Here is a 24,978-nt window from a genome sequence, read left to right as displayed (position 1 = left end):
AGATATGCAGCAGAATAGTTTGAAGCTTTTAGCACAGCCCGCTTGGCGTATTATTGATCAATCCAGTCTAGGTCCTCATTTTGATGCCCGTCATTCTTTTGCCATCGATGACACGCTTTGTACAACCGTTGGAAGAGGTGAATCTCCAGCTGTCATGCGCTCATGGGTGCATCACGATACGATTGTATTAGGCATCCAAGATACAAAGCTACCTCATTTAGCTGAAGGTGCAGCTTATTTACACGAACAAGGATATAAAACAATCGTCCGCAATTCAGGCGGCCTCGCTGTCGTACTTGATCAGGATGTTCTAAACATTTCTTTAATTTTTCCTGATGCAGAAAAAGGAATTGATATTGATCGTGGATATGAAGCCATGTTTGATTTGATTAAGATCATGTTTGCATCTTACGGGACAGCAATTGAAGCGAAGGAAATCGTAGGCTCTTATTGTCCCGGCAGCTTTGATTTAAGCATTCGCAATCAAAAATTTGCAGGCATTTCACAGCGACGCGTTCGCAGCGGAGTGGCTGTACAAATTTACTTATGCGTTAAAGGAAGCGGTTCTAAACGTGCTTCTCTCATTCAAGAGTTTTACAAAAAAGGTCTCCAAAACACGGAAACTAAATTTTCATACCCAGATATCGAGCCTCACACAATGGCTTCGCTATCTGAACTATTACAGATTGATTTAACCGTTTCTGATGTCATGCTGCTTTTATTGCAAACACTGAATAGTATGAGCTCTTCTCTTGTGAATATGCCTTTAAATGCTACCGAACAAGAGCTGTTTGAGACGCAGCTGCAGCGCATGTATGACCGCAACGAAAAAGCATTAGGTTCATTAGCCGAATAAAAAAACTCCGCCCTAGGACGGAGTTTTTTTATTACAACGCTTGAGCTGCTGTGATTAAAGCAAGCTTGTACACATCTTCTTCATTACAACCGCGAGATAGATCGTTTACCGGTTTGTTTAGACCTTGTAAGATTGGACCTACTGCTTCGAAGTTTCCTAGGCGCTGTGCAATTTTGTAACCAATGTTACCTGCTTCAAGGCTTGGGAATACAAATACATTTGCATCTCCTTTAATCACTGAACCTGGTGCTTTCTTTTCAGCTACAGAAGGAACAAATGCTGCGTCGAATTGGAATTCGCCGTCTAATGTTACGCTTGGTGCTAATTCTTTTGCAATTTCTACTGCGTTTGCTACCTTTTCTGTTTCCGGAGATTTTGCTGATCCTTTTGTTGAGAAGCTTAGCATAGCAACACGAGGATCGATATCGAACATTTCAGCTGTACGAGCACTTTCGATAGCAATTTCAGCTAAATCTTGGCTGTCAGGTGAGATGTTGATTGCACAGTCAGCAAATACGTATTTTTGATCGCCGCGAACCATAATAAATACGCCAGATGTTTTCTTAACACCTTGTCTTGTTTTGATAATTTGTAGAGCCGGACGTACTGTGTCTGCTGTAGAATGAGCAGCTCCGCTTACAAGACCGTCAGCTTTGTTCATATGAACAAGCATTGTGCCAAAATAGTTTTCATCTAATAAAATTTTGCGAGCATCTTCTTCTGTTGCCTTACCTTTACGACGCTCAACAAACGCTGCTACCATTTCATCAAATTCAGAGTAGCTTTGAGGATCTAGAACCTCAACACCGTCTAGTTTTACGTTTAGTTCTGCTGCTTTTGATGCTACAGCGTCTTTGTTTCCAACAACGATAGGCTTTAAGATATTGTCGGCAGCTAAACGAGAAACAGCGCCTAATACGCGCTCATCTAATCCCTCTGGGAATACGATTGATACATCGCTAGCTGATACTTTTTGTTTTAAACCTGTAAATAAATCACTCAAAGTAAATCCTCCTCGATATGTAAAAAACTTTTCTCATAATAGGATACTCCACTTTTTTTAAAAATCAAAGGCATGTCCTTCAAGAATCCATGATTACGAAAAAGTCTTTTAATTCTTAATTTTCCACTAACACCTAAAATGAAACCTGTTTTTACTTTGCGACAATTGTTTAAAGTTTAGTCACAAAATCACAGGTTTTTCATTCCAGTTCTTCGGACAAACTATGATATAGTAGAATTGGAATTTATCATAATCGGACAATAGGAGTGAAACGAAATGGCAGAAGCAGCACAAACATTAGACGGTTGGTATGCACTTCATGATTTCCGTTCAATCGATTGGGGCGCTTGGAAGCAGTTATCAAGCGACGATCGCCAAGCGGCTATCCATGAATTTTTAGGATTGATTGAGAAATGGAAAGGAACTGAAGCTGAGAAGCAAGGCAGTCATGCTTTATATACCATTGTCGGCCAAAAAGCGGACTTTATGCTAATGCTTGTTCGTCCTACTATGGAAGAACTAAATGAAATTGAAACAGAATTTAATAAAACAAAGCTTGCTGAGTTTACCATTCCTACTTATTCATACGTATCAGTAGTTGAATTAAGCAACTACTTACCTGCTGGGGAGGATCCTTATGAAAATCCTCAAATCCAAGCTAGACTATATCCAACTTTACCAAAAGCTAGTCATGTTTGCTTTTATCCAATGGATAAACGTCGTCAAGGAAATGACAATTGGTACATGCTTCCTATGGAAGAGCGACGCAGCTTAATGCGCAGTCATGGAATGATTGGACGTCAATACGCTGGAAAAGTAAAGCAAATCATTACGGGTTCTGTTGGTTTTGATGATTACGAGTGGGGCGTTACTCTTTTTGCAGATGACGTACTTCAATTTAAAAAATTAGTATACGAAATGCGTTTTGACGAAGTAAGTGCTCGCTACGGGGAATTTGGCAGCTTCTTTGTCGGAAATTTATTAAAAGAAGAAGCTATTGCACGCTTTTTACACGTTTAAACTAAGCCGCAAAAGCGCTCATCGCTTTTGTAACGCCTAGAGCAATAAATATCAATGAGCTTTATCTAAAAAACCTGTTTCCACGTGGAAACAGGTTTTTTATTTTCTAGCCATGGCATATTCGCACTTACAGGACCATATATATACAACAGTGTCACAAGTAAGCGAGGTGGGATAATGGCAGTCGTTGCACACAACGAAGAAGATGTTAAGCTCCTAGCCAGACTCATTCGAGCTGAAGCCGAAAGTGAAGGAAAACAAGGGATGTTACTGGTAGGAAATGTAGGCGTGAACCGCGCTAAAGCTCCCTGTTTAGATTTTAGAAATATAAGAACCATTCGTCAGATGGTGTTTCAAAACCCAGGCGGATTTGAAGCAACTCAAAAAGGCTACTTTTATCAGCGTGCTCGCCAGTCTGAAATTACACTTGCACGACGTGTATTAAGAGGGGAACGTTTTAACCCCGCGGAAAACTCACTGTGGTTTTTCAAGCCCAGCGGCGACTGTCCTGCTCAATGGTATAACCAAAATAACACAGGACGATTTAAATCTCACTGTTTCTTCGCACCAACTCAAGCTGATTGTCCAGGAGTTTACTAATTTCTTTTTGTTTGAAGGAGGTTCCTATGAAAAAACCAAAGTCTAATCAACCGCAACAGCAATATATGCAAAATCCGTATATGAGTCCAAACTACCCTTATTATATGCCTCAGCCGCAGCAGCCCCAGCCAGGCGGCCAGCAGGTTCAAGGGCAAAGTCAAGGAGGTCCACCCCCTACCTCTTCTGGAGGCAGCGGTGCCCCGCAAGACCCGAATCAACTGCCCATTGAAGAATCATATATTGAAAATATTTTACGTTTGAATCGAGGAAAAATAGCGACTGTATATATGACGTTTGAAAATAACACGCAGTGGAACGCTAAGGTCTTTAGAGGGGAAATTGAAGCAGCCGGACGCGATCATATCATTTTAAGTGATCCACAAACTGGCACTCGTTATTTACTACTTATGGTTTATCTTGATTACATCACTTTTGAGGGTCCAATCAAATATAACTATCCGTTTAGCGGTGGAGGCCAGCAGTTGAGCAATTATTCTCCGCGTTAAAAAAACCCCTTTTCAGGGGTTTTTTTATAGCCATTTTACAGCTGCAACAACAATTAAAATCCAAGCCACAATAAATGCAACTCCACCTAGCGGCGTAATCGCGCCGAGAACTTTAATACCGGACGTACTTAATACATAGAGACTGCCCGAAAACAGCACAATCCCCGCGAACATAATCCAGCCCGAAGCTGTTAACAAAGAAGATTGAGGAAATTTGCTTAATAGAAACGCAATGACAAACAGCCCCATTGCATGGAACATTTGGTACTGCACTCCCGTTTTCCATACCTCTAAATACTTCTCTGAGATTTTCCCTTCTAACCCATGCGCTCCAAAAGCACCAAGAGCAACCGCTAACATTGCATTGATTGCACCGATTATTAAAAATAGTTTCATGTTTTTCTCCTCACTTTAGAAATCAAACAGACTATCGCCGTTTGCATCATCTGATTTCAATTTCGTTCCTTCAAAATTAGGTTTGGATGACTGAATAATCTGTTGCTGCATAATCTCAGGCGATTGCACAATTTCCGGTGAAGACATTACAACAGGTTTTGAAACCGAGACAGGTTTCGATAGTGAAACCTCTCCATTTTGATCTAATGCAAGCTCACATAGTGCTTTTATGGCAACCAATTGATCTCGAACGTTCGCACTATTCGAATGGTGCTTTGCTTTTTGTACTTCTGCACTAATTTTATCAAGGAGCTGCGCCATTTTTATATCCATGTAGACACCTCATCTTACATTCAATATGACTTTATACAGCTATTTTATCAAAAGATGAAATAGGAGGCTATGTCTGAAGCTAATCTTCATGAAATGCTCACTTTTACACATCGTCAATTTGCCAATCAATAGATTGACGTCCTTGTTGAAGCAAAAACTCATTTGCTCGTTGAAAGTGATTATTGCCAAAAAAGCCTCGATTAGCCGAAAATGGGCTAGGGTGCGGGCTTTCCAAAATTAAATGGTGCGAATGATGAATAAGCTCTTTTTTAGCTTGTGCATGCTTGCCCCACAGCAAAAACACGACTGGCTCCTCTTTTTGTGCCACTAATTCAATAATGCGGTCCGTCAGCTGTTCCCACCCTTTTCCTTTGTGAGAATTCGCTTCTCCTCTTCTAACTGTTAAAACAGTGTTAAGCAAAAGAACACCTTGTTCTGCCCATTTGACTAAATAACCGTTATTCGGAATATGATAATCCATTTCATTTTTCAGCTCTTTGTAAATATTCACTAAAGAAGGCGGTGTTTTTACTCCTGGTTGAACAGAGAAGCTCAGTCCATGCGCTTGATTTGGTCCATGATAAGGATCTTGTCCCAATATGACCACTTTTACATTTTTATAATCCGTATAGTGTAAAGCATTAAAAATATCATATTTATCAGGGTAAATGGTGTGGTGATTATATTCATCCACTAAAAATTCTCGAAGCTGTATGTAATAGTCTTTTTGAAATTCTTCTTCTAATAAAGGAGCCCAGTCATTTTTTAAAATACTCATCGCTTATCACCTCATAATAATCTTTTTTGTTATTTTATCGTAAACTCTGCCCCCTGCTCAAACGTTGCCTGCTTTAAATATGCTGAGAGCCTGGGCATATTTTAATATTGTCATGTTCAATGAAACTTTGTATACACTTATAAAGAGTGTATTTTTATATTAAAGGAGGGATTCCATATGATCATTAGCAATCCCCACCAAATAGATGTAACCTACAGCCTGGGTGTTACACCCGTTGAACCGATGATACCAAGAAAATACACCGTTTTCCCAGGTCAACACACTTCTGTTCCTTCCATTCAAATCGGCATTGAATTTGCCTACGATCATATGCAAAAAGAGCGGAACGAATATTTAGCATCCTTCGTCTTTGATAAAGGCTTTTATTCCCTTACTGTGTATTATTACATCGGTGCGCATACATCAACAGATGAAACCATTACACGCTACCTTCACTTTTTAGAACAGCTCCCTGTTATTCTATCGTCCATCTATCACGCTGATGCTTCTTTTTTCGAAAAATATCCACTTTTAATGCACTGTCCTATTTTTATCATTGCCGATAGCCCTGACTTGCCATTTTTAACAAAAAAATCTATCGGTTCCCTGTATCAATATAAATAAATGAGAAAAGCTACTGTTAAAATAACGGTAGCTTTTTCTCCGTATTCGAAACAAAATACTTTTAAACTTGTTAAAAACATGGAATAATAACTACAAATTGTTTTAATCTATTTGCGTTAACCCTTTAAAATCGTTACAATTTATTAGTAGTTCTATACATAAAGGAAAAGGTAAACAAGCAATCATTCGTTTGTTTATAAAGGCCGAGTTTAACGGGCAATGAATCCCCAGATTTCATTTAAGTGTTGTCTGTTAAAGCGGAAAAAAATTGAACGTAACTACGACAAAGTGAGGTCCTAGAAGTAATGACAAATGTACAACCAAAATCCATTATCGTAATTTTTGGCGCTACAGGTGATTTAGCAAAACGTAAGTTATTCCCCTCTATTTTCCGCTTATATAAAGCGAACAAACTATCGGAAGATTTCGCTGTTGTTGGTGTCGCAAGAAGACCTTGGACTAATGACGAATTACGCGAAAATGTAAAAAAATCAGTGAGCAGTTTCAAAAACAGTGACGCTGACATTGAAAAGTTTGCTTCACATTTTTATTACCAACCGTTTGACGTAACAGATGTCGCTTCTTATCAAGAATTAAAAAGCCTAACAGAAAGCCTTGATGAGCAATACAACGTGCCTGGAAATCGTATTTTCTATCTAGCAATGGCACCTGAATTTTTCGGAACAATTGCTTCAAATTTAAAAAATGAAGGTTTAACACAAACAGACGGTTGGAGTCGCCTAGTCATTGAAAAGCCTTTTGGCCATGATTATCCTTCTGCTAAAGAACTAAATGAACAAATTCGCCATGCATTTAAGGAAGATCAAATTTATCGTATCGACCACTACCTCGGTAAAGAAATGGTGCAAAATATCGAAGTTATTCGATTTGCAAATGCTCTATTTGAACCAATGTGGAACAATCAATACATTTCAAACATCCAGATTACGTCTAGCGAGACGCTTGGTGTAGAAGACCGTGGCCGTTACTATGAGTCTTCAGGTGCCCTTCGAGACATGGTACAAAACCATATGCTTCAAATGGTGGCATTGCTTGCAATGGAACCGCCAATTAAATTAACACCGGAAGAAATTCGCAGTGAAAAAGTAAAAGTATTGCGTGCTCTTCGCTCTTTATCAGTAGATGAAGTAGATGATTATTTTGTACGAGGCCAATACGGCAAAGGTGTACTTGAAGGAGAAGAAGTGATCGGCTACCGCGAAGGAAATTCGGTTGATCCTGAGTCTAATACCGCTACATTTGTATCTGGTAAGCTTATGATTGATAACTTCAGATGGGCTGGCGTACCAATTTATATCCGTACAGGTAAACGCATGAAAGAAAAAGCAACGACAATTGTTGTACAGTTCAAAGACTTACCAATGAACCTGTACTTCAATAAAGATAAAGAAATTCATCCAAACTTGCTTGTCATTCATATCCAACCGGAAGAAGGTATTACGCTTCACTTAAACGCGCGTAAAACTCCGGGTGCAACATCTTCCACACCAATTAACTTGAACTATTGCAATAACTGTGGAGATAAAATGAATACACCGGAAGCTTATGAGCGCCTTATTTATGATTGCATGCTTGGAGATGCAACGAACTTTACTCACTGGGATGAAGTAGCCCTTTCTTGGAAGTTTGTTGATACCATTTCAGAAGCATGGGAAAGCACAAAAGCACAAAACTTCCCGAACTACGAGTCAGGTTCAATGGGGCCAAAAGAATCAGACGCATTGCTTGCTGAAGACGGTTTTCACTGGTGGCCAGTCGGAGAAGACAACTTCTCCCCTAAAGAGTAAATAAAAAAAGCAGCTGTAGTATACAGCTGCTTTTCTTGTTTTTTATTTTAACCACTCAGTATGGAATACGCCCTCTTTATCAACACGTTGATATGTGTGAGCTCCGAAGTAGTCACGTTGCGCTTGTAAAAGGTTCGCTGGTAACGTTTCTGTACGGTAGCTGTCATAGTAAGCTAATGCACTTGAGAAACTTGGTACAGGAATACCTTGTTTAACCGCAATTGAAATAACTTCACGAAGAGCCGACTGATAGCCTTCTACGATATCCTTGAAGTATGGGTCTAATAATAAGTTTGTTAGATCTGCATCGCGATCGTAAGCTTCTTTAATTTTTTGTAAGAATTGTGCACGGATGATACAACCACCACGGAAGATCATTGCAATATCACCGTACTGTAAATTCCAGTCATATTCTTCAGAAGCTGCTTTCATTTGAGCAAACCCTTGCGCATATGAACAAATTTTACTCATGTACAATGCTTTACGGATTGCTTCTACTAATTCGGCTTTGTCACCTTCAAATGCAGCTGCATTTGGACCGCTCAATACTTTGCTTGCTTTTACACGTTCTTCTTTCATAGCTGAAATAAAGCGCGCAAATACAGATTCCGTAATGATTGGTAGTGGTACACCTAAATCAAGCGCACTTTGGCTTGTCCATTTACCTGTACCCTTTTGACCTGCAGTGTCTAAAATAACGTCTACAAGTGCTTTACCTGTTTCTTCATCTTTTTTCGTAAAGATATCCGCTGTGATTTCAATTAAGTAGCTATCTAGCTCGCCTTTATTCCATTCAGCAAATACTTCATGTAGTTCATCTGTTTCTAAACCTAATACGTTTTTCATAATGAAGTATGCTTCACAAATTAACTGCATATCCCCATACTCGATGCCATTATGAACCATTTTTACGTAGTGACCTGCACCATTTGGTCCAATGTATGTGCAGCAATCATCGCCTTCAACTTTTGCTGAAATAGCTGTTAAGATTGGTTTTACAAGTTCATATGCTTCTTTTTGTCCGCCAGGCATGATTGAAGGTCCTTTTAATGCGCCTTCTTCTCCGCCGGATACGCCTGTACCGATGAAATGGATACCTAATTCTTCTAGCTCTTTGTTACGACGAATTGTATCCTGGAAGAATGTATTTCCGCCATCGATTAAAATGTCGCCTTTTTCTAAGTATGGTTTTAACGAATCAATTGTTGCATCTGTAGCAGCACCAGCTTTAACCATTAATAAAATTTTACGCGGTTTTTCAAGAGAATTAATAAACTCTTCCACACTGTATGTACCTGCAAAATTTTTACCTTCTGCTTCTGTTTTTAGGAACTCTTCTGTCTTTTCAGGAGAGCGGTTATAAACTGAAACAGAATAGCCTCTGCTCTCAATGTTTAGCGCCAAGTTTTTCCCCATAACCGCTAAACCGATAACACCGATTTGTTGTTTTGCCATGTTAAATTCTTCCCTTCATGTGTAATATGAATTGGTCAACCTAATCGTAACTGAACATATCATAAAGAAAGTTACAGATTCAAGTTTGATATAACCATAATCATACGTTTTATTATACACACTTGAAAAGAATCATGCTCACCGAACATTGATTATTTTGAAGAAAATTTCGATAAAATAAGTGAAATGAACGCAGTTACGAATCATACGTACATTCTTAACTACCTTTAGACGCATTTTAACATTTTCTTAAACAATTACTTTTGTTAAAATATTAAGCAGTTAATCATTTCAATGAATTGACAATCAACACGGTTGTTACCGTTTGACTATATTTATTGCAGCTAAAAAAGCTGCACTAGTACTTATTTTGTTTTATGAAGAGGGATTTTATATATGACGAAACCAATCAAAGATCCGTTCAAGGAAAATTTTGATACGCTTGAAGAATTCGCTGATCGCATTAGCGAAGTATTGAACTGTCCTATTACCATTGAAGATGCTAATCATCGCTTATTAGCTTATAGCACCCATGACGAAAGAACGGACCAGGCGCGTATTGCCACAATTATTGGAAGAAGAGTTCCGGAAAAAGTCATCAACAACTTATGGAAAGAAGGCATTATTCCTAAACTGCTTGAGACAAATGAACCTGTGCGTGTGAAAAATATAAATGAAATTGGGCTTGGAGATCGTATAGCTATTTCCATCTGGAAAAATGAAGAAGTTCTAGGATTCATCTGGGCTGTTGAAATTGAGAAAGCCTTAGGCGACGAAGAAGTAGAGCTATTAAAAAAAGCTGCGAATGTATTAAAAAATAAATTGCTACAGCTTCAAATTCGAAAATATAAACGAGAAGAACGTTCACAGGAATTTTTCTGGAAATTATTAACTGGTCACATTAAGTCTCGCCAAGAAATTTCAGAAGCGTTTTATGAAGCTCAAATTACAGCTCCATCAACGTTTTCCATTGCTATCTTCCGCTTCCAAGAAGATATTACGCCTGAAGCTGAACGTCAAATCTCGTATATGCTAAAAACGATGCATCGCTTAAAAATCGTTCTTTATACGATTGATTGCAATGACTTAATCTTACTGCTTTCTTTGGATGCGGTTGAAAACCCTCTTGATGAACAGCGAGATTTTGTAGACTATTTTAGAGGCAACATGTATGAACGCTTTGATGTTACTCAAATTAAAGCCAGCTGCAGCAGTATTTATTCATCGCACGATCATATCGAAAAAAGTTATAAAGAAGCCTTGAACGTATTAGATATGAAAAGTAAGTTTCCAGAAGAAACGAAAGAGATTATTAACTATCAGGAATTAGGTATTTATCAATTTCTTGATGTTATTTTAGAAAAGCGCGTGCAAGATCAATTTGAAAACCATTCTTTAAAGAAGCTAACTGATTACGATCTTCGTCATAATAGCAACTTGGTGGAGACTCTCGAAGTATTTTTAAATAATGATAATAACATTAACGAAGCAGCAAAAGAATTAAATGTGCATATGAATACCCTTAGCTATCGATTAAAGCGAATTTCAGAGATTGGTGATATTAACTTAAAGGACGTTAATCAAAAAATGACTCTTTATATTGATATTAAGTTAATGAAATATAAAAAATAACAAATAATGTGACTTTTTTTAACATCGAGCTATTTATTTATTTTCTAATAAACGAATAGCTCTTTTTTTCACTTTTTATTTCTTTATGATGTTAGATTACCTTACATAAAAATTAAAAATTCTGATAAGTAAGCGTTTACATTTGTGTGTTTAAACAAAAACCACTTCTTCGATTCTTCTTTCTAGACAAAGAAATTTCACAAAACTTTCTTTATACTAAAGGTACACAAACGACCAAGGGGGAAATTAATCATGATTATTGGCGTACCAAAAGAAATCAAAAACAACGAAAACCGAGTAGCGATTACACCAGCAGGCGTAGCATCATTTGTTGGTACAGGTCATCGTGTATTAATTGAAAATGAAGCGGGTATTGGAAGTAACTTCACAAACGAAGATTATGTAAAAGCTGGAGCTGAAATTGTTGAGACAGCAGCTGACGTTTGGGCACAAGCCGAAATGGTTATGAAAGTAAAAGAACCACTAGCAAGTGAATACGGCTATTTTAGACCAGGTCTTATCTTATTCACATACCTTCACTTAGCAGCTGAACCAGCACTAGCAAAAGCATTAAAAGATAGCGGCGTAACAGCCATTGCTTATGAAACAGTAGCAGTAAATCGTACATTGCCTCTATTAACGCCTATGAGCGAAGTAGCAGGACGTATGGCTGCTCAAATCGGTGCACAATTCCTTCAAAAATCAAACGGTGGAAAAGGAATTTTACTAGCGGGTGTTCCTGGAGTTAGCCGCGGAAAAGTAACGATTATCGGAGGCGGCGGTGTTGGTACAAATGCTGCAAAAATCGCAATCGGTCTCGGTGCTGATGTAACAATTATTGATTTAAGTCCTGAACGCTTACGTCAATTAGACGATATCTTTGGCAACCAAATCAATACGCTAGTGTCAAACCCTTATAATATTGCGGATGCAGTAGCGGAGTCAGATTTAGTGATTGGCGCAGTATTAATCCCAGGTGCAAAAGCTCCAAAACTAGTAACAGAAGAAATGGTGAAAACAATGAAGCCAGGTTCTGTTATTGTTGACGTAGCAATCGACCAAGGTGGTATTGTTGAAACAATCGACCACATTACAACACACGATCAGCCGACTTATGAAAAGCACGGCGTTGTACACTATGCAGTTGCAAACATGCCGGGAGCAGTTCCTCGCACATCAACGATTGCTCTAACAAATGTAACGGTACCTTACGCACTTCAAATTGCTTCTAAAGGTGTTCACAAAGCAATCGCTCAAAACGAAGCGTTAAAATTAGGAGTGAACGTTGCAAACGGAGCCATTACGTACGAAGCAGTTGCACATGATTTAGGTTATGATTATGTATCAGTAGACGTAGCTCTTGAAAAAGAATTAGCTTCTATCTAATAAAAAGTGAAAAACGTCCTTAACCCGCTGTTAAGGGCGTTTTTATTTTGCATGAACAACAATTAGCTATAAAAAACACGACTATTTAAAGCTTTGTGTATCTGTTCACTGGTAATCTCCGGTACTATTGGCCAGAATTCAGGAGTAGGAAACATAAGGTTACTAGGCGTTTTATTATGATTTCCATCTAGTTCATGAAAAGGTTCTGGATCATCCGTCTCGTTAAATCGATTCGTAATAAACATAAAATGACCCAATTCATGTGCGAGAAGATACTCATCTGTACTTGCATTTGTCATAATAATAAGCGGAAAAGAGTTATAAGTTACAGCGAGAGTAGATGAATAGTCAAAATTAACAGGCCCAAATCTATTTCCATTCATGTAAAATACATACACATCAGCATTTTGACAAACCTTTCGGCCAGTTTTAAGCATTGCTTGTACCATTGTAAGATGACTAGCCCCTCCAACTGGAAAATTTTCCGCATTACTAACAATGCCACTGATGTTTTCCAAAAAAACAACTGAACGTGTAATAGTAAATGTAACACCTTGGATTAATCGGTTTTTCTCATATTGTTTCCATATTTTATTAGCAGCCGCTATGTCTCTTTTTACACGATTGGGAACTATAGACTGATTATCTTTGGAGTTTCGATCAACTTTAGCTCCTGGTAATACAATTATACAAACATTTAAAGTGCCTGCCTTAACAGTTCTGAAGTGATCGTTTGTTAAATTTGAATTCATATAATAATCTTTGTGGTTTTTTTTGCGAGGTTGTGATTTATTGAAAGAATACGAATCGTCTTTATAACTGTCATGATTAGAATGTTTTTTTATGTGAACCACCCTTTCTTAAGTTTCTCTTTATTTTATTCATGAAAAGAAAGAGTGCTTGTACCATAAGGTAAAAGAGGCTAAGACAAAAGTATACACTTACGATTCATACAGTTTTTAGAAATTGAATATCTACATTAAAAGCGATAAAATATAAGAAAAAGTGAATGGAAGAAATTTATCTAAAACACATTGGGCAGCTAAAACCCGACCGGTGGAAGTTTTACTCTATTTTCTCTATGAACTTAAAATACGGGAGGATTTTTTATGACAATGAATAAAGCATTAACCATTGCCGGTTCTGACAGCAGCGGCGGAGCTGGCATTCAAGCGGATTTAAAAACATTCCAAGAACTTGGTGTTTACGGAATGACAGCTTTAACAACAATTGTAACAATGGATCCCGATAACAGCTGGTCTCATAACGTATTTCCACAAGAAGTTTCAACTGTTGAACAACAGTTAAAAACAATTGTAAAAGGCGTAGGCGTACAAGCTCTCAAAACAGGTATGCTTGGCTCAGTGGAAATTATTGAACTAGCGGCAAAAACAATTGAAGAATATGATCTAAAAAATGTCGTAGTAGATCCTGTGATGGTATGTAAAGGAGAAGACGAAGCGCTTCACCCTGAAACAACTGTCAGCTTGCGTGATGTACTAGTTCCAAAAGCAACAGTGGTAACGCCTAATTTATTTGAAGCTAGTCAATTAAGCGGACTTGGTCCTATCAAAACGGTCGATAAAATGAAAGAAGCGGCCGTGAAAATTTCTGAACTTGGTGCCGAATATGTATTGATTAAAGGCGGAAGTAAATTAGAGCACGAAAAAGCAATCGATTTACTTTATGATGGAAAGACGTTTGAAATCTTAGAGTCTGAACGTATTGAAACGACATTTACGCACGGTGCTGGATGCACATACTCAGCTGCGATTGCTGCTGAATTGGCAAAAGGCAGTGACGTTAAACAAGCTATTTATACAGCAAAAGAATTTATTACAGAAGCAATTCGTCATTCGTTTGCTTTAAATCAATACGTTGGACCAACAAATCACGGTGCGTACCGTCGTAAAAAAGAAAAGGTAACAAACTAAAAAGCATGCCTAAAGGCATGCTTTTTAGTTTGCTTATTGTTTAACTGTTTCAAGCGCATTTAAAATAGCTTGAGCTACGCCGTGCTCGTCATTTGTTCCTGTTACGATATGGGCAAACTCTTTAATTTCTTGAGGTGCATTTCCCATCGCTACAGCACGTCCAACTCTCTGAAACATTGATACATCATTATAATTATCTCCAATGGCCATCGTTTCTTCTAAAGAAATATGGCGTTCTTGAACAAATGATGTAACTGCAATTCCTTTTTGAGCATTTTCATCATTTATTTCAATATTTTCTTTACCAGATGCACTGACTGCAATCGAATCTAACTTCACAAGTTCTATTTTTGCCTGTTCTAACTTTTCTTGGTCAAAAGAGAAAGCAAGCAGCTTATAAATGTCCTTGTTTGGATCTTGAAACAACGCTTCATACTCTTCAATAAGCTTTACTCTGCCGCTATTGAAACGCTCTTTTGCCGCTTCTAACGATTTTTCATAATTATCTTTTAAGCTAGCGCTTAAATAAATATCCATTAATACCGACAAAGCTTTTTCATAGTCATTTGAATACGTGCCTTCACTTGTATAGACTTCAAAGTACAGCTGAAACTTCTTAAAAATATCCTCTACTTCGCGAATAGATTCCATCGTCATGCCTACTGAATATTGTTTTTCCCCTTGTGGATTCCGAAGCTCTGCTCCGTTTGCACAAATTAAATATGTATGAAGTCCTGCTTCTTCTAAAACATAGCGGGCCTCTTCATAAGAACGTCCCGTAGCAACAACAACTTCCACCCCTGCCTTTTGAGCTGTCTTAATCGCTTGGGCATTTTCTTTACTTACAACTTGTTCACTATTTACTAACGTTCCATCCATATCGATCGCAATACATTTAATCATGATGTACCCCTTCCTATGTATCTTTGCTCTCTTACTTTATTCTAGCATATGTTTTTTTGCGCTTTGCTACTTGCATGTAAAAGATTTACTAATTTTTTGTATACGCGCTGTTATAATCTGTTCCTTTTCTTGCTTTTTCGAAAACCTCTTTGATCGTCTTTAAATGCAAATCAGCTGTTGAATATACGTGAAAATTCACATCCTCTTCCTTCAGATGCTTACCAACGCCGATAGAAACCATATCTGTTTGATTAATAGCTTTTATACCGGCCTCTCCGTCTTCTATCGCCACACATGCATAGGGTTTTACTTGTAATTGATCGGCAGCTGTCAAAAATATTTCTGGATCTGGTTTTCCCTTCTTTATTTTTCTCACATCCACAATGCAATCAAAAAAAGAACGTATTCCTAGCGAATCTATTACAGTATTTGCATTTGAACTAGAAGAAGCAATCGCCATTTTAATACCTTGTTTTTCACAATCCTCTAACAACAATTGTATTCCTGGAAGTAAGTGACTCTTTGTCATTTCCTTTATTAATGCTTGATAATGCTTATTCTTTTCATCAGCAAGCTGTTCTTTTTTTTCCACTGTGAGATGTACATTGCCTTGTGCAGCAATGAGCTCTACAGTTTTCACTCGGCTGATCCCTTGCAGCTGCTGATTCAGTTCTTCAGAAAATGAAACGTTAAGTTGATCTGCTACTTTTTTATTTGCTTTATAATATAAATGTACCGTATCTGCAATAACACCGTCTAAATCAAAAATAATCGCTTGTACCCCTTCTTTTTTCATATTATCCTCCTCTGCACTTGTCTTTATGCCATTACTTGAATGCTTTGATTACATTCCATCATGTTAAAATACCGTTGATATCGTTCACTTTATCATAAATTTTTTTTCATCATTTATGATTTATGAATAAATTTTTCAAAAAAAGAGAAATTACAGTCTTGCATTATGAAAGCCCTTTTATTACAATAAGGTTATGCAAACGGTTGCACTATCTTAGAAATATAGTTTATCAAAAAATAAAATGAAAACCCATACATAGGGGAAGGGGAAAAACTATGAAAAAGTTCTTTTCATTTGATTTTTGGCAGAAATTTGGTAAGGCTTTATTAGTAGTAGTAGCGGTTATGCCCGCAGCTGGTATTATGATTTCACTTGGAAAGCTAGTTGCAATGACTGGGGGAGACATCACTGCTGTACAAACAATTGCACGCGTGATGGAAGATATAGGCTGGGGTATCATTACAAATCTTCACATCTTGTTCGCTGTTGCCATCGGGGGGTCTTGGGCTAAAGAACGTGCTGGAGGTGCATTTGCTGCACTTATTGCATTCGTTCTTATTAACCGAATTACAGGAGCTATTTTCGGAGTTCAAGCAGAAATGCTTTCAGATCCAAAAGCAACGGTTCAATCACTGTTTGGACAAGAATTAGTAGTAAAAGACTACTTCACATCTATTTTAGGAGCTCCCGCTCTTAACATGGGAGTATTCGTAGGAATTATCGCTGGTTTTTTAGGCGCAAATTTATTCAATAAATATTATAACTATGATAAATTGCCTGAAGCCCTTTCGTTTTTTAACGGCAAGCGCTTCGTACCATTTGTGGTCATCGGCGGTTCAGTTGTAACGGCACTGCTTTTATCCATTGTATGGCCGTTTATCCAAGGTTCATTAAACAGCTTCGGACAGTGGATTGCAACATCTAGAGATACAGCTCCTATTCTAGCACCATTTATTTTCGGAGCATTAGAACGTCTGCTTCTTCCATTTGGTCTTCATCATATGCTGACAGTTCCTATGAACTACACGGAGCTAGGCGGAACGTACAAAATTTTAACAGGTTCTGGAGCAGGTTCCACGGTGGCCGGTCAAGATCCTTTATGGCTTGCTTGGATTGCAGATTTAAATAACTTCCGCGCTGCAGGAGATATGGAAAGCTACAAGCAGTTATTACATGACGTTACACCTGCACGCTTTAAAGTAGGACAGATGATTTTGTCTTGTGCGTCGCTAATTGGAATCGCTTTAGCAATGTATCGTAACGTAGATCCTGACAAACGTTCAAAATATCGTTCAATGTTCCTTTCAGCTGGACTAGCTGTTTTCTTAACAGGCGTAACAGAACCGATCGAATTTATGTTCATGTTCGCAGCACCTCTTTTATATGTCGTATATGCAATTATGACGGGACTGGCTTTTGCCATTGTTGATATTGTTCATGTTCGCGTACACTCATTTGGCGTAATTGAACTATTAACACGTACACCAATGATTATCAAAGCCGGACTATGGGCTGACTTAATGAACTTTGTCATCGCCTGCCTTGTATTCTTTGGCTTAAATTTTGGAGTGGCAAACTTCTTAATTAAACGTTTTAACTTCCCAACGCCGGGACGTAACGGAAACTATATTGATGAAGAAACAACTGCAACAAGCAGCAAAAAGGTAAAAAATGATTCGCTTGCACCAGTCATTATTGAACTGCTTGGCGGAGAAAACAATATTGAAGATGTTGATGCTTGTATGACTCGCTTACGTGTAACGGTAAAAGATATACATGCCGTTGCAGGAGAAAGTGAGTGGAAACAAAACGGAGCCCTTGGTTTAATCTTGAAAGATAAAGGGGTACAAGCTATTTATGGACCTAAAGCGGATGTTTTGAAATCCGACATTCAAGATTTGTTAGGAGCTTAACATAATGAAGCTATTAACGTTAAATTGCCACTCTTGGCAAGAGGAAAATCAGCTAGACAAGTTATCTTGTCTAGCTGAAGTAATTAAAAAAGAAAAATATGATGTCATTGCTTTACAGGAAGTGAGCCAAAAAGTAGACGCACCTTATGTATATGACTACATTCGCAGCGATAATTACGCTTGGCTTTTAGCAAAAGAACTGGGTAAGCAAGGTGAAGACTATCAATTGGTATGGGATTTATCTCATATAGGCTATGAAGTGTATGAAGAAGGAATTGCCATTTTAACGAAACACCCGATTATTGAAGAGCATTCATTTTTTGTTTCACAAACGTCAAATATTGACTATTGGAAAACGAGAAGAATTGTTGGAGCCACAATCGAATATGAAAAAGAACTTCTTACGTTTTATTCTTGTCATCTTGGCTGGTGGGATGACGAGGAAGAGCCGTTCAAGCAGCAAGTTGATACGCTGCTAGCTCATGTACACAAAGATAACCCATTTTTCCTACTCGGAGACTTTAATAATGACGCTCATAGACGAAATGAAGGTTACGACTACCTATTGAGCCAAGGCCTCTATGATACGTATAATCTATCGAACAAAAAAGACAGCGGTATTACAGTTAAAGGTAACATTGCTGGATGGGATGATAATGAACGGGCACTGCGCCTTGATCTAATTCTATCGAGTCATGCGCAGGATATTCATTCATCAACTGTGGTGTTTAACGGCATACATTATCCCGTTGTTTCCGACCATTTTGGGGTAAGCGTTGAAGTGAAATAAGTAACATAAAGCGAACCAATAGCGTTCGCTTTTTTTCGTGTGATTATGATGATGTGAAAATCATCTTCTTTACTGCTTTATCTATCGTTTTAGAAGTGTCCGATAAACTTTCGCATTTTAAAAAGTAGGTGTGCTATAATATTGTGATGTTGGCGATATGCAACCCATTTTTGCATGTTTATCAATGAAATCGCTCAACTTAATAGTAAGACGATACATGTAAGCTCTATTTAAATGAACACCCGTTGTCATTATCATAAACTAATAAAGAAAAATAGGTGTGAAACAATCATGAAAATTTTGTTGATTTCAAATATGTATCCTTCGGAACAATTCCCGAGCTATGGTGTATTTGTTCAAAACACTGAAAAAATTTTAGTTCAACATGGTATTCAAGTTGATAAAATTGTCATGCAAAAAAAGACAAGTAAATTAAGCAAGCTTTTTAGCTATGCTTCTCATTATGCTAATGTCGTCTTGACGGGCTTGACAAAAAACTACGACTACCTTTACGTACATTATGCATCTCATAATGCTCTTCCGCTGCTGATTCTTAAAAAGCTAAAGAAGAATGTGAGGATTGTGACAAACGTTCATGGTTCAGACGTTGTACCTGAAGTACCTTCACAGGAAAAGTATCAGCCAAGAGTAAATGACTTATTGCAACATTCCACTAAAATTATTACTCCTTCTCCTTATTATAAAGGGCTCGTTGAAGAGAAATATAAGGTTCATAACCCAATTTATATTTTTCCAAGCGGAGGAGTGAATAAAGATCTGTTTCACCCTTATGCAGATAAAAGCAAAGCTTATCAAGAACTAAACTTGGACCCTACTATCCGTTATCTTGGATGTGTAAGCCGCATTGATGTGGGTAAAGGATGGGAATACTACCTGCAAGCAATTGCAAAAGCTGAACAACAAATGCCCACTTCTTACAAATACCTATACGTTGGAAGCGGAAAAGATGAAGCGGCCTTTAAGGAAATGATCAAGACTCTAGGTCTAGAGGAAAAAGTCATCCATTTCCCTCTCCTTCCTCAGTCCTCTCTTGCTTACGTATATAATGCGATTGAAGCATTCGTGTTTCCGACCGTAAGAAAAGGAGAAAGTTTGGGCTTAGTCGGCCTCGAAGCTATGGCTTGCGGAGCACCCGTAATTGGGAGTCAGATTGGTGGTCTAAAAGATTACATTATAGACGGAAAAAATGGTCTATTCTTTGAGCCTAAAAATGTAGAGGAACTAGCTTCACAGCTACAGGCTTTTATTAATCTTCCTGAAGATGTGAAGCAGCAAATGTCTCAACAGGCGTTACAAACAGCAAACCGCTACACAGTAGATGTAATTGCTGAACAACTCCCAACAATTTTTTTTGATGAGGTGGAAAAATGAAAGTCGCAGTTTTAATTCCTTGTTATAACGAGGAAGTAACAATTGGAAAAGTAATTGACGATTTCAAACGCGAACTGCCTAGTGCAGATATTTATGTGTACGATAACAATTCAAAAGATCGCACAAGTGAAATTGCACTTGAACACGGGGCAATCGTCAAAAAAGAATTCAAGCAAGGAAAAGGAAATGTTGTACGTTCGATGTTTCAAGAAATTGATGCAGATTGTTATGTCATGGTAGATGGAGATGACACGTATCCTGCAGAATTCGTTCATCAATTAATTGAGCCTATTAGAAATCGAGAAGCTAACATGGTCATTGGAGATCGTTTATCAAACGGAACGTATCTCGAAGAAAACAAACGTGCTTTCCATAATTTTGGTAACAACTTGGTACGTTCTTTAATTAATGGCCTGTACAAAAGTAACATTAAAGATATCATGACAGGTTATCGTGCGTACGATAAATTATTTGTAAAATCAATACCTGTGATGAGCCCGGGATTTGAAATTGAAACAGAGATGAGTCTTCACGCGTTAGATAAACGCTTCCGTCTCAAAGAAATCGCGATCGATTATCGCGATCGACCTGAAGGCAGCGAATCGAAACTTAATACGTTCTCTGATGGATTTAAAGTGTTACGAATGATTTTTACGTTATTTAAAGAGTACAAGCCGCTTCAGTTCTTCTCCATTTGGACAGTGTTGTTTATTGTCGCAGGATTAGCTGTTGGTGCTCCGGTACTTTATGAATTTTTTGATACAGGCTTCATTACCAAAGTACCGTCATCTATCTTAGCAACTGGATTGATGGTGTTAGGTGTTTTATCTTTCGTCTGTGGATTAATTCTAGATACAATCGCTTCATTAAACCGCAAGCAATATGAATTAGAACTAAATAAAAAAATTGAACAGATTGAACAAGTAGGAGAATAACAATGATGAAGAATAAAAAAAGTATTTTACTGCTTACAGTAACAGCTTTAATTATTCTTATCGGTTTAAGTATTGGTAATCCAGACGGTGTTCACTATCTTTCCCTTTTTGCTGCACTTGTATTTACCATCATAAGCTCTATTTTTATTTATAAAAATAGAGCTTATGCTTCATTTAAACCGCTAGAATGGCTATTGCTAATTGTTTTTTCGTTTATCGTACAGTTTTCACTTTTAGATAACTTACATATGACGAGCTCAACTATTTTCTTACTCGTTTTGTATGCCATCAGCCGTACTCTATTAGCAATGCTGCTGACGGCCGCTGTACTCAGCGCTATCAAGCAAATAAACGATTTTCACTATACATTTGCACACCCAAAGCGTTACCTAGGAATTGTTACGATTCTTATTTTAGCTGTTAGTCTATATTACTGGTTCGCCTTTTTCCCAGCGGCCATGACTCCCGATTCATTAGCACAGTGGAGACAGGCACATAACGGAGAATTTAACGATTGGCACCCTATTATGATTACGTGGCTGATTATGCTGCTGACAAAAATATGGGATAACCCAGGAATTGTAGCGTTCACGCAAATTGTTGTTGTAGTAAGCATATACGCCTATACATTTGACTTTTTCATTAAACGCAAAGCACATCCTGTTATGATTGGTCTTTTAACAGCTATTATTGTCATTATTCCAAGCTTTTTAATCTTTTCAATTATTATTTGGAAAGATATTTTATACAGTGCTTTTCTGCTGTTTTTTACAGTGAATATTGCAAAAATCTATTTATCAAAAGGTGCTTGGATTAAAAGCAAAGCAAGCTTTTTCTTACTTTTACTTTCCGCATTTGGAGTAGCTTTCTTTAGACATAATGGTTTTCCTGTATTTATTTTGACTTTCCTTTTAATGATCGTCTTATTCAGAAAAAATTGGAAACCTCTTGTCACGATTTTCTTAGTTGTTTTTATTTTACAAAAGATTGTTACAGGCCCTGTGTTCACGTGGCTTGATGTACAGCCTTCGGATCCAAATGAAGCTTTGTCTATTCCAACTCAACAAATTGCAAACATCATTTCAAATGATGGGCAGATGTCAAAAGAAGAGCGTGAATATTTTAATAAAGTGCTCCCTATTGAATTGTGGAAAGAAAAGTACAATCCATATAAAAGCGATCCTATTAAATTCACTTGGAAATACTACGACCGCAAGTTTATTTTTAATGATTTAGGTCTTTACTTTAAGAATTATGCTAGCATTGTTATCAAAAATCCTTATCTAGCAACGGAAGGCTTTCTCAAACAAACAGCTTTAGTATGGCAAATCAATCCTTTTAAAGATGGCTACACAGATACGTATGTAACCAACATTTATTACGGCAATGATTTAGGTCTTAAAAATAAAGTAATTGAGCCGTTTATTACGCATACTGCCAATGCTTACTTAGCTATTTTTAAGCACCCTGTTTTTACATTCTTATGGAAACCAGCTTTTTATCACTGTGTCATTTTATTATTTTCATTAATGCTAGTGATTCGAAGAGGAATTACGTCACTTATTATCGTCATTCCTTGGGCTCTTAACACGCTTTCTGTTCTTGCGGCATTGCCGGCTCAAGATTTTCGATATTTATTAGCAAGCGTATTTGTGTCTTTCTTCTTTATTGGTCTTCCTTTTATCCGATTTGATCAGAAAGAAAAGGATGTGACCTCCTGATGGAGAGCAATTACAACAAAAAGCTAGGAATCACACTCATTATCGTGGCTTCCCTGTTTACAGCTGTTGGACAACTTTTTTGGAAGTTGTCCGAAGCTTCATTTAACTTAAATTTAATTATTGGTTTTTTTCTTTATGGATTAGGAGCGGTTTTTATGATTGCCGCTTTTAAATTTGAAAGAGTTTCCTTACTTCATCCATTTTTAAGCCTAGGATACGTAATCAGCATTGCTCTTGGTTTCTTTCTATTAAATGAAACCATTAGCCCTATGAAGCTGGTCGGTACTCTTATTATTATCGTAGGTGTAATTTTAGTAGGTGGCCAAGATGAATAGTATCCCGCTTTTAGTTATTATGACCCTTTTAGGTTCAGTTGGAGCTGTCTTTTTCAAGTATATTTCTACGTATTTAAATGAAAAAAAGATAAAGCTAGCGGTTATTTGCTTTGTGGGTGGCGGCCTTTTTTACGGGGCGGCAGCTCTGCTTAATGTGTATGTTTTAACGCTGTTACCTTATTCTATTGTATTTCCGCTCACGTCTATTACGTATATTTGGACATTAACATTCGGTTACTTTTTAATTAAAGAAAAAGTTACAACAAAACAAGTTATCGGCTGTATTCTTTTAATTGTCGGATGCTTCTTTATTGCTAATAGTTGATGAGATAACTTGAAAAGGTAGGAGTTTCGCATGAAAAACTTAAAATTCGCGAGCATTTTACTGCTCATATCAACATTATTTTTGAAATTTTCTAGTATGATTCGTGATTTAGTTATTGCTAACTATTTCGGTACAAGTTATATCGTCGATTCATACAACGCAGCAATGATTATTCCAAACGCTTTTATTTTATTTATGTTAACGGGGATGAAGGATGCATTTATTCCTAGTTATTTACGCTATGAAAAAGAAAATAAAGGAAAGGTTCATTTGACTAATATTGTTAAATCAACCTTTCTTATTTGTTTCATTATTTCGGTTCTCGGATCAATTGCTGCTTTCTTTTACTTTCCCGCTTCGTACTCTAATTTTTCCAAAGCAGCAATTGAACTAGGAATTTATACGGGCGTTATGTACTTTTTATCTCTTTCACTAGTTGGAGTGAATGCCGTATACGAAGGTGTATTTGATGCACGAAGCCAATATTCTTTCTCCGTGTTTTCTCAAACGGTTGTTGTACTATTTACGATTTTAAGTACAATCCTATTACATTCAATCATGGGCGGCTATGCAATTGCTCTTGGCTATTTTGTAGGAACAATTGCTTCTTTCTTAATTAAAGTTGTCTATTTTAAACCGCAGCATCTGCTGTTATGGAAGCAAAAAATTGACCGTGATGAAGTGGTGGCTTTTTATAAAGTATTCATCCCTGTCGGTGTGACCATTATGGTCGGTCAAATTAATTTAACTGTAAACTTCTTCTTTGCTGGCTCCTTTGGTGAAGGTGTTATTTCATACTTAAATTACGCCTTCAGACTTGTAAGTATTCCCCAGGCAATATTCGGGGTTACGGTCGCAACCATTATTTATCCACTGATTGCAAGAGCCATTTCTGAAAAAGATGAAGAACGCTTTAAATCAGGAATTGAAAAAGGGATTACGTTTATGCTGATGCTGCTGATTCCAACGATTGTTATTATGATCTTTTATATGAAAGACATTGTAATGATTGCTTATCAGCGCGGTGCATTTGACGCAAATTCAACTTTAAAAACAACGGATGTATCTTATTATTACCTAGGTTCAGTGTTTTTCTATTCGCTGCAAGCTGTTCTTGCAAAAGGATTTTATTCTCTTCAAAAAGGTTATCTTATTATGAGAGCAGGCTTATTATCTATTGTGTTAAATATCATCTTTAACATGATTTTCACTAAATTTATGGGATACCAAGGATTAGCACTTTCCATGTCAGTGGTTGCCTTTTTCTACACGGCCATCGTATTCGTTATGCTGGCAAAACAAATCAATCACTTCCATTATGGATATCTAGTGAAAGAAACAGGAAAAATTCTTTTAGCTTCCGTACCTGTTGCTATCCTCATGTTCTTCTTGAAGGACATCGCATTTTTGAATTCATTACATGTTATCTTACGATTTGGTATTGTCTGTCTTGCAGGTGGTTTAGTATACTTAATGTCGACGCTATTATGCAGAGTAGAAGGTGTTATGCTTTTAGTTAAAAGAAAACGTTAATTCA

25 protein-coding genes are annotated in these 24,978 nt (G+C 37.4%); 17 read left to right on the top strand and 8 right to left on the bottom strand.

The window, feature by feature from the left end:
- Positions 1 to 4 precede the first annotated feature (4 nt).
- Positions 5 to 856: an octanoyl-[GcvH]:protein N-octanoyltransferase gene (gene lipL / locus AC3WJG_RS16135; protein ID WP_028409720.1), complete on the top strand. Its 852-nt coding sequence runs from the start codon at positions 5 to 7 to the stop codon at positions 854 to 856.
- Between the two features lie 31 nt (positions 857 to 887).
- Here the strand turns inward: lipL and pta are convergent, their stop codons facing one another.
- Complete coding sequence (gene pta, locus AC3WJG_RS16130; RefSeq protein ID WP_013059853.1) at positions 888 to 1,859, bottom strand: phosphate acetyltransferase; 972 nt, start codon at positions 1,857 to 1,859, stop codon at positions 888 to 890.
- Positions 1,860 to 2,135: 276 nt separating this feature from the next.
- On the opposite strand from pta, the gene hemQ reads away from it, so the two are divergent.
- From hemQ to gerQ, 3 genes are all read left to right on the top strand, one after another.
- A complete protein-coding gene (gene hemQ, locus AC3WJG_RS16125) occupies positions 2,136 to 2,879 on the top strand; it encodes a hydrogen peroxide-dependent heme synthase (protein ID WP_013059854.1) in 744 nt (247 codons plus the stop codon).
- Between the two features lie 177 nt (positions 2,880 to 3,056).
- A complete protein-coding gene (locus AC3WJG_RS16120) occupies positions 3,057 to 3,479 on the top strand; it encodes a cell wall hydrolase (protein WP_016765947.1) in 423 nt (140 codons plus the stop codon).
- Positions 3,480 to 3,505: 26 nt separating this feature from the next.
- Positions 3,506 to 3,985 carry a spore coat protein GerQ gene (gene gerQ / locus AC3WJG_RS16115; RefSeq protein ID WP_013059855.1) on the top strand — a complete coding sequence of 160 codons (480 nt, stop codon included), beginning with the start codon at positions 3,506 to 3,508 and terminating at the stop codon, positions 3,983 to 3,985.
- A gap of 24 nt (positions 3,986 to 4,009) precedes the next feature.
- Here gerQ and AC3WJG_RS16110 read toward each other — a convergent pair whose 3' ends face one another.
- The 3 genes from AC3WJG_RS16110 to AC3WJG_RS16100 all read right to left on the bottom strand — a co-directional run bounded on the left by AC3WJG_RS16110 (position 4,010) and on the right by AC3WJG_RS16100 (position 5,492).
- Positions 4,010 to 4,381: a DUF423 domain-containing protein gene (locus tag AC3WJG_RS16110; protein WP_013059856.1), complete on the bottom strand. Its 372-nt coding sequence runs from the start codon at positions 4,379 to 4,381 to the stop codon at positions 4,010 to 4,012.
- Positions 4,382 to 4,396: 15 nt separating this feature from the next.
- Positions 4,397 to 4,714, bottom strand: coding sequence for a YwdI family protein (locus tag AC3WJG_RS16105; protein WP_028409722.1), 318 nt, complete (start codon positions 4,712 to 4,714; stop codon positions 4,397 to 4,399).
- A 103-nt stretch (positions 4,715 to 4,817) separates the two neighbouring features.
- The gene (locus AC3WJG_RS16100; protein WP_028409723.1) at positions 4,818 to 5,492 is read right to left on the bottom strand and encodes a uracil-DNA glycosylase; all 675 of its coding nucleotides are present in this window, start codon (positions 5,490 to 5,492) and stop codon (positions 4,818 to 4,820) included.
- 177 nt (positions 5,493 to 5,669) lie between these two features.
- Here AC3WJG_RS16100 and AC3WJG_RS16095 point away from each other — a divergent pair, with 177 nt between their 5' ends.
- A complete protein-coding gene (locus tag AC3WJG_RS16095; protein ID WP_060745884.1) occupies positions 5,670 to 6,116 on the top strand; it encodes a staygreen family protein in 447 nt (148 codons plus the stop codon).
- 305 nt (positions 6,117 to 6,421) lie between these two features.
- On the top strand, positions 6,422 to 7,924 hold the full coding sequence (gene zwf, locus AC3WJG_RS16090; protein WP_013059860.1) for a glucose-6-phosphate dehydrogenase: 1,503 nt from the start codon (positions 6,422 to 6,424) through the stop codon (positions 7,922 to 7,924).
- Between the two features lie 42 nt (positions 7,925 to 7,966).
- Here zwf and gnd read toward each other — a convergent pair whose 3' ends face one another.
- Positions 7,967 to 9,379 carry an NADP-dependent phosphogluconate dehydrogenase gene (gene gnd / locus AC3WJG_RS16085; RefSeq protein ID WP_028409726.1) on the bottom strand — a complete coding sequence of 471 codons (1,413 nt, stop codon included), beginning with the start codon at positions 9,377 to 9,379 and terminating at the stop codon, positions 7,967 to 7,969.
- Between the two features lie 396 nt (positions 9,380 to 9,775).
- Here gnd and AC3WJG_RS16080 point away from each other — a divergent pair, with 396 nt between their 5' ends.
- Positions 9,776 to 11,011, top strand: a complete 1,236-nt coding sequence (locus tag AC3WJG_RS16080) for a PucR family transcriptional regulator (protein ID WP_028409727.1) — start codon at positions 9,776 to 9,778, stop codon at positions 11,009 to 11,011.
- Between the two features lie 252 nt (positions 11,012 to 11,263).
- Complete coding sequence (gene ald, locus AC3WJG_RS16075; protein WP_013059863.1) at positions 11,264 to 12,397, top strand: alanine dehydrogenase; 1,134 nt, start codon at positions 11,264 to 11,266, stop codon at positions 12,395 to 12,397.
- A 62-nt stretch (positions 12,398 to 12,459) separates the two neighbouring features.
- On the opposite strand, the gene AC3WJG_RS16070 is transcribed toward ald, so the two are convergent.
- The gene (locus tag AC3WJG_RS16070) at positions 12,460 to 13,149 is read right to left on the bottom strand and encodes a hypothetical protein (RefSeq protein WP_225049787.1); all 690 of its coding nucleotides are present in this window, start codon (positions 13,147 to 13,149) and stop codon (positions 12,460 to 12,462) included.
- A gap of 357 nt (positions 13,150 to 13,506) precedes the next feature.
- On the opposite strand from AC3WJG_RS16070, the gene pdxK reads away from it, so the two are divergent.
- The gene (gene pdxK / locus AC3WJG_RS16065) at positions 13,507 to 14,331 is read left to right on the top strand and encodes a pyridoxine/pyridoxal/pyridoxamine kinase (RefSeq protein ID WP_028409729.1); all 825 of its coding nucleotides are present in this window, start codon (positions 13,507 to 13,509) and stop codon (positions 14,329 to 14,331) included.
- A 33-nt stretch (positions 14,332 to 14,364) separates the two neighbouring features.
- Here the strand turns inward: pdxK and AC3WJG_RS16060 are convergent, their stop codons facing one another.
- Together AC3WJG_RS16060 and pgmB are read right to left on the bottom strand one after the other, a co-directional pair.
- Positions 14,365 to 15,234: a Cof-type HAD-IIB family hydrolase gene (locus AC3WJG_RS16060; RefSeq protein ID WP_098333900.1), complete on the bottom strand. Its 870-nt coding sequence runs from the start codon at positions 15,232 to 15,234 to the stop codon at positions 14,365 to 14,367.
- An 88-nt stretch (positions 15,235 to 15,322) separates the two neighbouring features.
- Positions 15,323 to 16,030, bottom strand: a complete 708-nt coding sequence (gene pgmB, locus AC3WJG_RS16055; RefSeq protein ID WP_337134430.1) for a beta-phosphoglucomutase — start codon at positions 16,028 to 16,030, stop codon at positions 15,323 to 15,325.
- 275 nt (positions 16,031 to 16,305) lie between these two features.
- Here pgmB and AC3WJG_RS16050 point away from each other — a divergent pair, with 275 nt between their 5' ends.
- The 8 genes from AC3WJG_RS16050 to murJ all read left to right on the top strand — a co-directional run bounded on the left by AC3WJG_RS16050 (position 16,306) and on the right by murJ (position 24,974).
- Positions 16,306 to 17,943, top strand: coding sequence for a PTS transporter subunit IIBC (locus tag AC3WJG_RS16050; protein ID WP_337134429.1), 1,638 nt, complete (start codon positions 16,306 to 16,308; stop codon positions 17,941 to 17,943).
- 4 nt (positions 17,944 to 17,947) lie between these two features.
- Complete coding sequence (locus AC3WJG_RS16045) at positions 17,948 to 18,733, top strand: endonuclease/exonuclease/phosphatase family protein (RefSeq protein ID WP_060745889.1); 786 nt, start codon at positions 17,948 to 17,950, stop codon at positions 18,731 to 18,733.
- A 291-nt stretch (positions 18,734 to 19,024) separates the two neighbouring features.
- Entirely contained in the window at positions 19,025 to 20,125 is a 1,101-nt protein-coding gene (locus AC3WJG_RS16040; protein ID WP_060745890.1) for a glycosyltransferase family 4 protein, read from the top strand.
- On the top strand, positions 20,122 to 21,060 hold the full coding sequence (locus AC3WJG_RS16035) for a glycosyltransferase family 2 protein (RefSeq protein WP_013059871.1): 939 nt from the start codon (positions 20,122 to 20,124) through the stop codon (positions 21,058 to 21,060). Before AC3WJG_RS16040 ends, AC3WJG_RS16035 begins: the two co-directional genes overlap by 4 nt.
- A gap of 2 nt (positions 21,061 to 21,062) precedes the next feature.
- On the top strand, positions 21,063 to 22,781 hold the full coding sequence (locus AC3WJG_RS16030) for a DUF6020 family protein (RefSeq protein WP_263033655.1): 1,719 nt from the start codon (positions 21,063 to 21,065) through the stop codon (positions 22,779 to 22,781).
- Positions 22,781 to 23,116, top strand: coding sequence for an EamA family transporter (locus AC3WJG_RS16025; RefSeq protein ID WP_013059873.1), 336 nt, complete (start codon positions 22,781 to 22,783; stop codon positions 23,114 to 23,116). Before AC3WJG_RS16030 ends, AC3WJG_RS16025 begins: the two co-directional genes overlap by 1 nt.
- Positions 23,109 to 23,441: an EamA family transporter gene (locus tag AC3WJG_RS16020; RefSeq protein ID WP_337134428.1), complete on the top strand. Its 333-nt coding sequence runs from the start codon at positions 23,109 to 23,111 to the stop codon at positions 23,439 to 23,441. Before AC3WJG_RS16025 ends, AC3WJG_RS16020 begins: the two co-directional genes overlap by 8 nt.
- A 30-nt stretch (positions 23,442 to 23,471) precedes the next feature.
- Positions 23,472 to 24,974 (top strand): murein biosynthesis integral membrane protein MurJ, encoded by a 1,503-nt coding sequence (gene murJ, locus AC3WJG_RS16015; protein ID WP_016765962.1) that lies wholly within the window; start codon positions 23,472 to 23,474, stop codon positions 24,972 to 24,974.
- The last annotated feature ends 4 nt before the right edge of the window (positions 24,975 to 24,978 follow it).

The organism is Priestia sp. FW507-14D1A, assembly GCF_058781295.1.
Note: the sequence above shows the minus strand (reverse complement) of the source record. Positions and strands in the feature narration are given on the sequence as shown.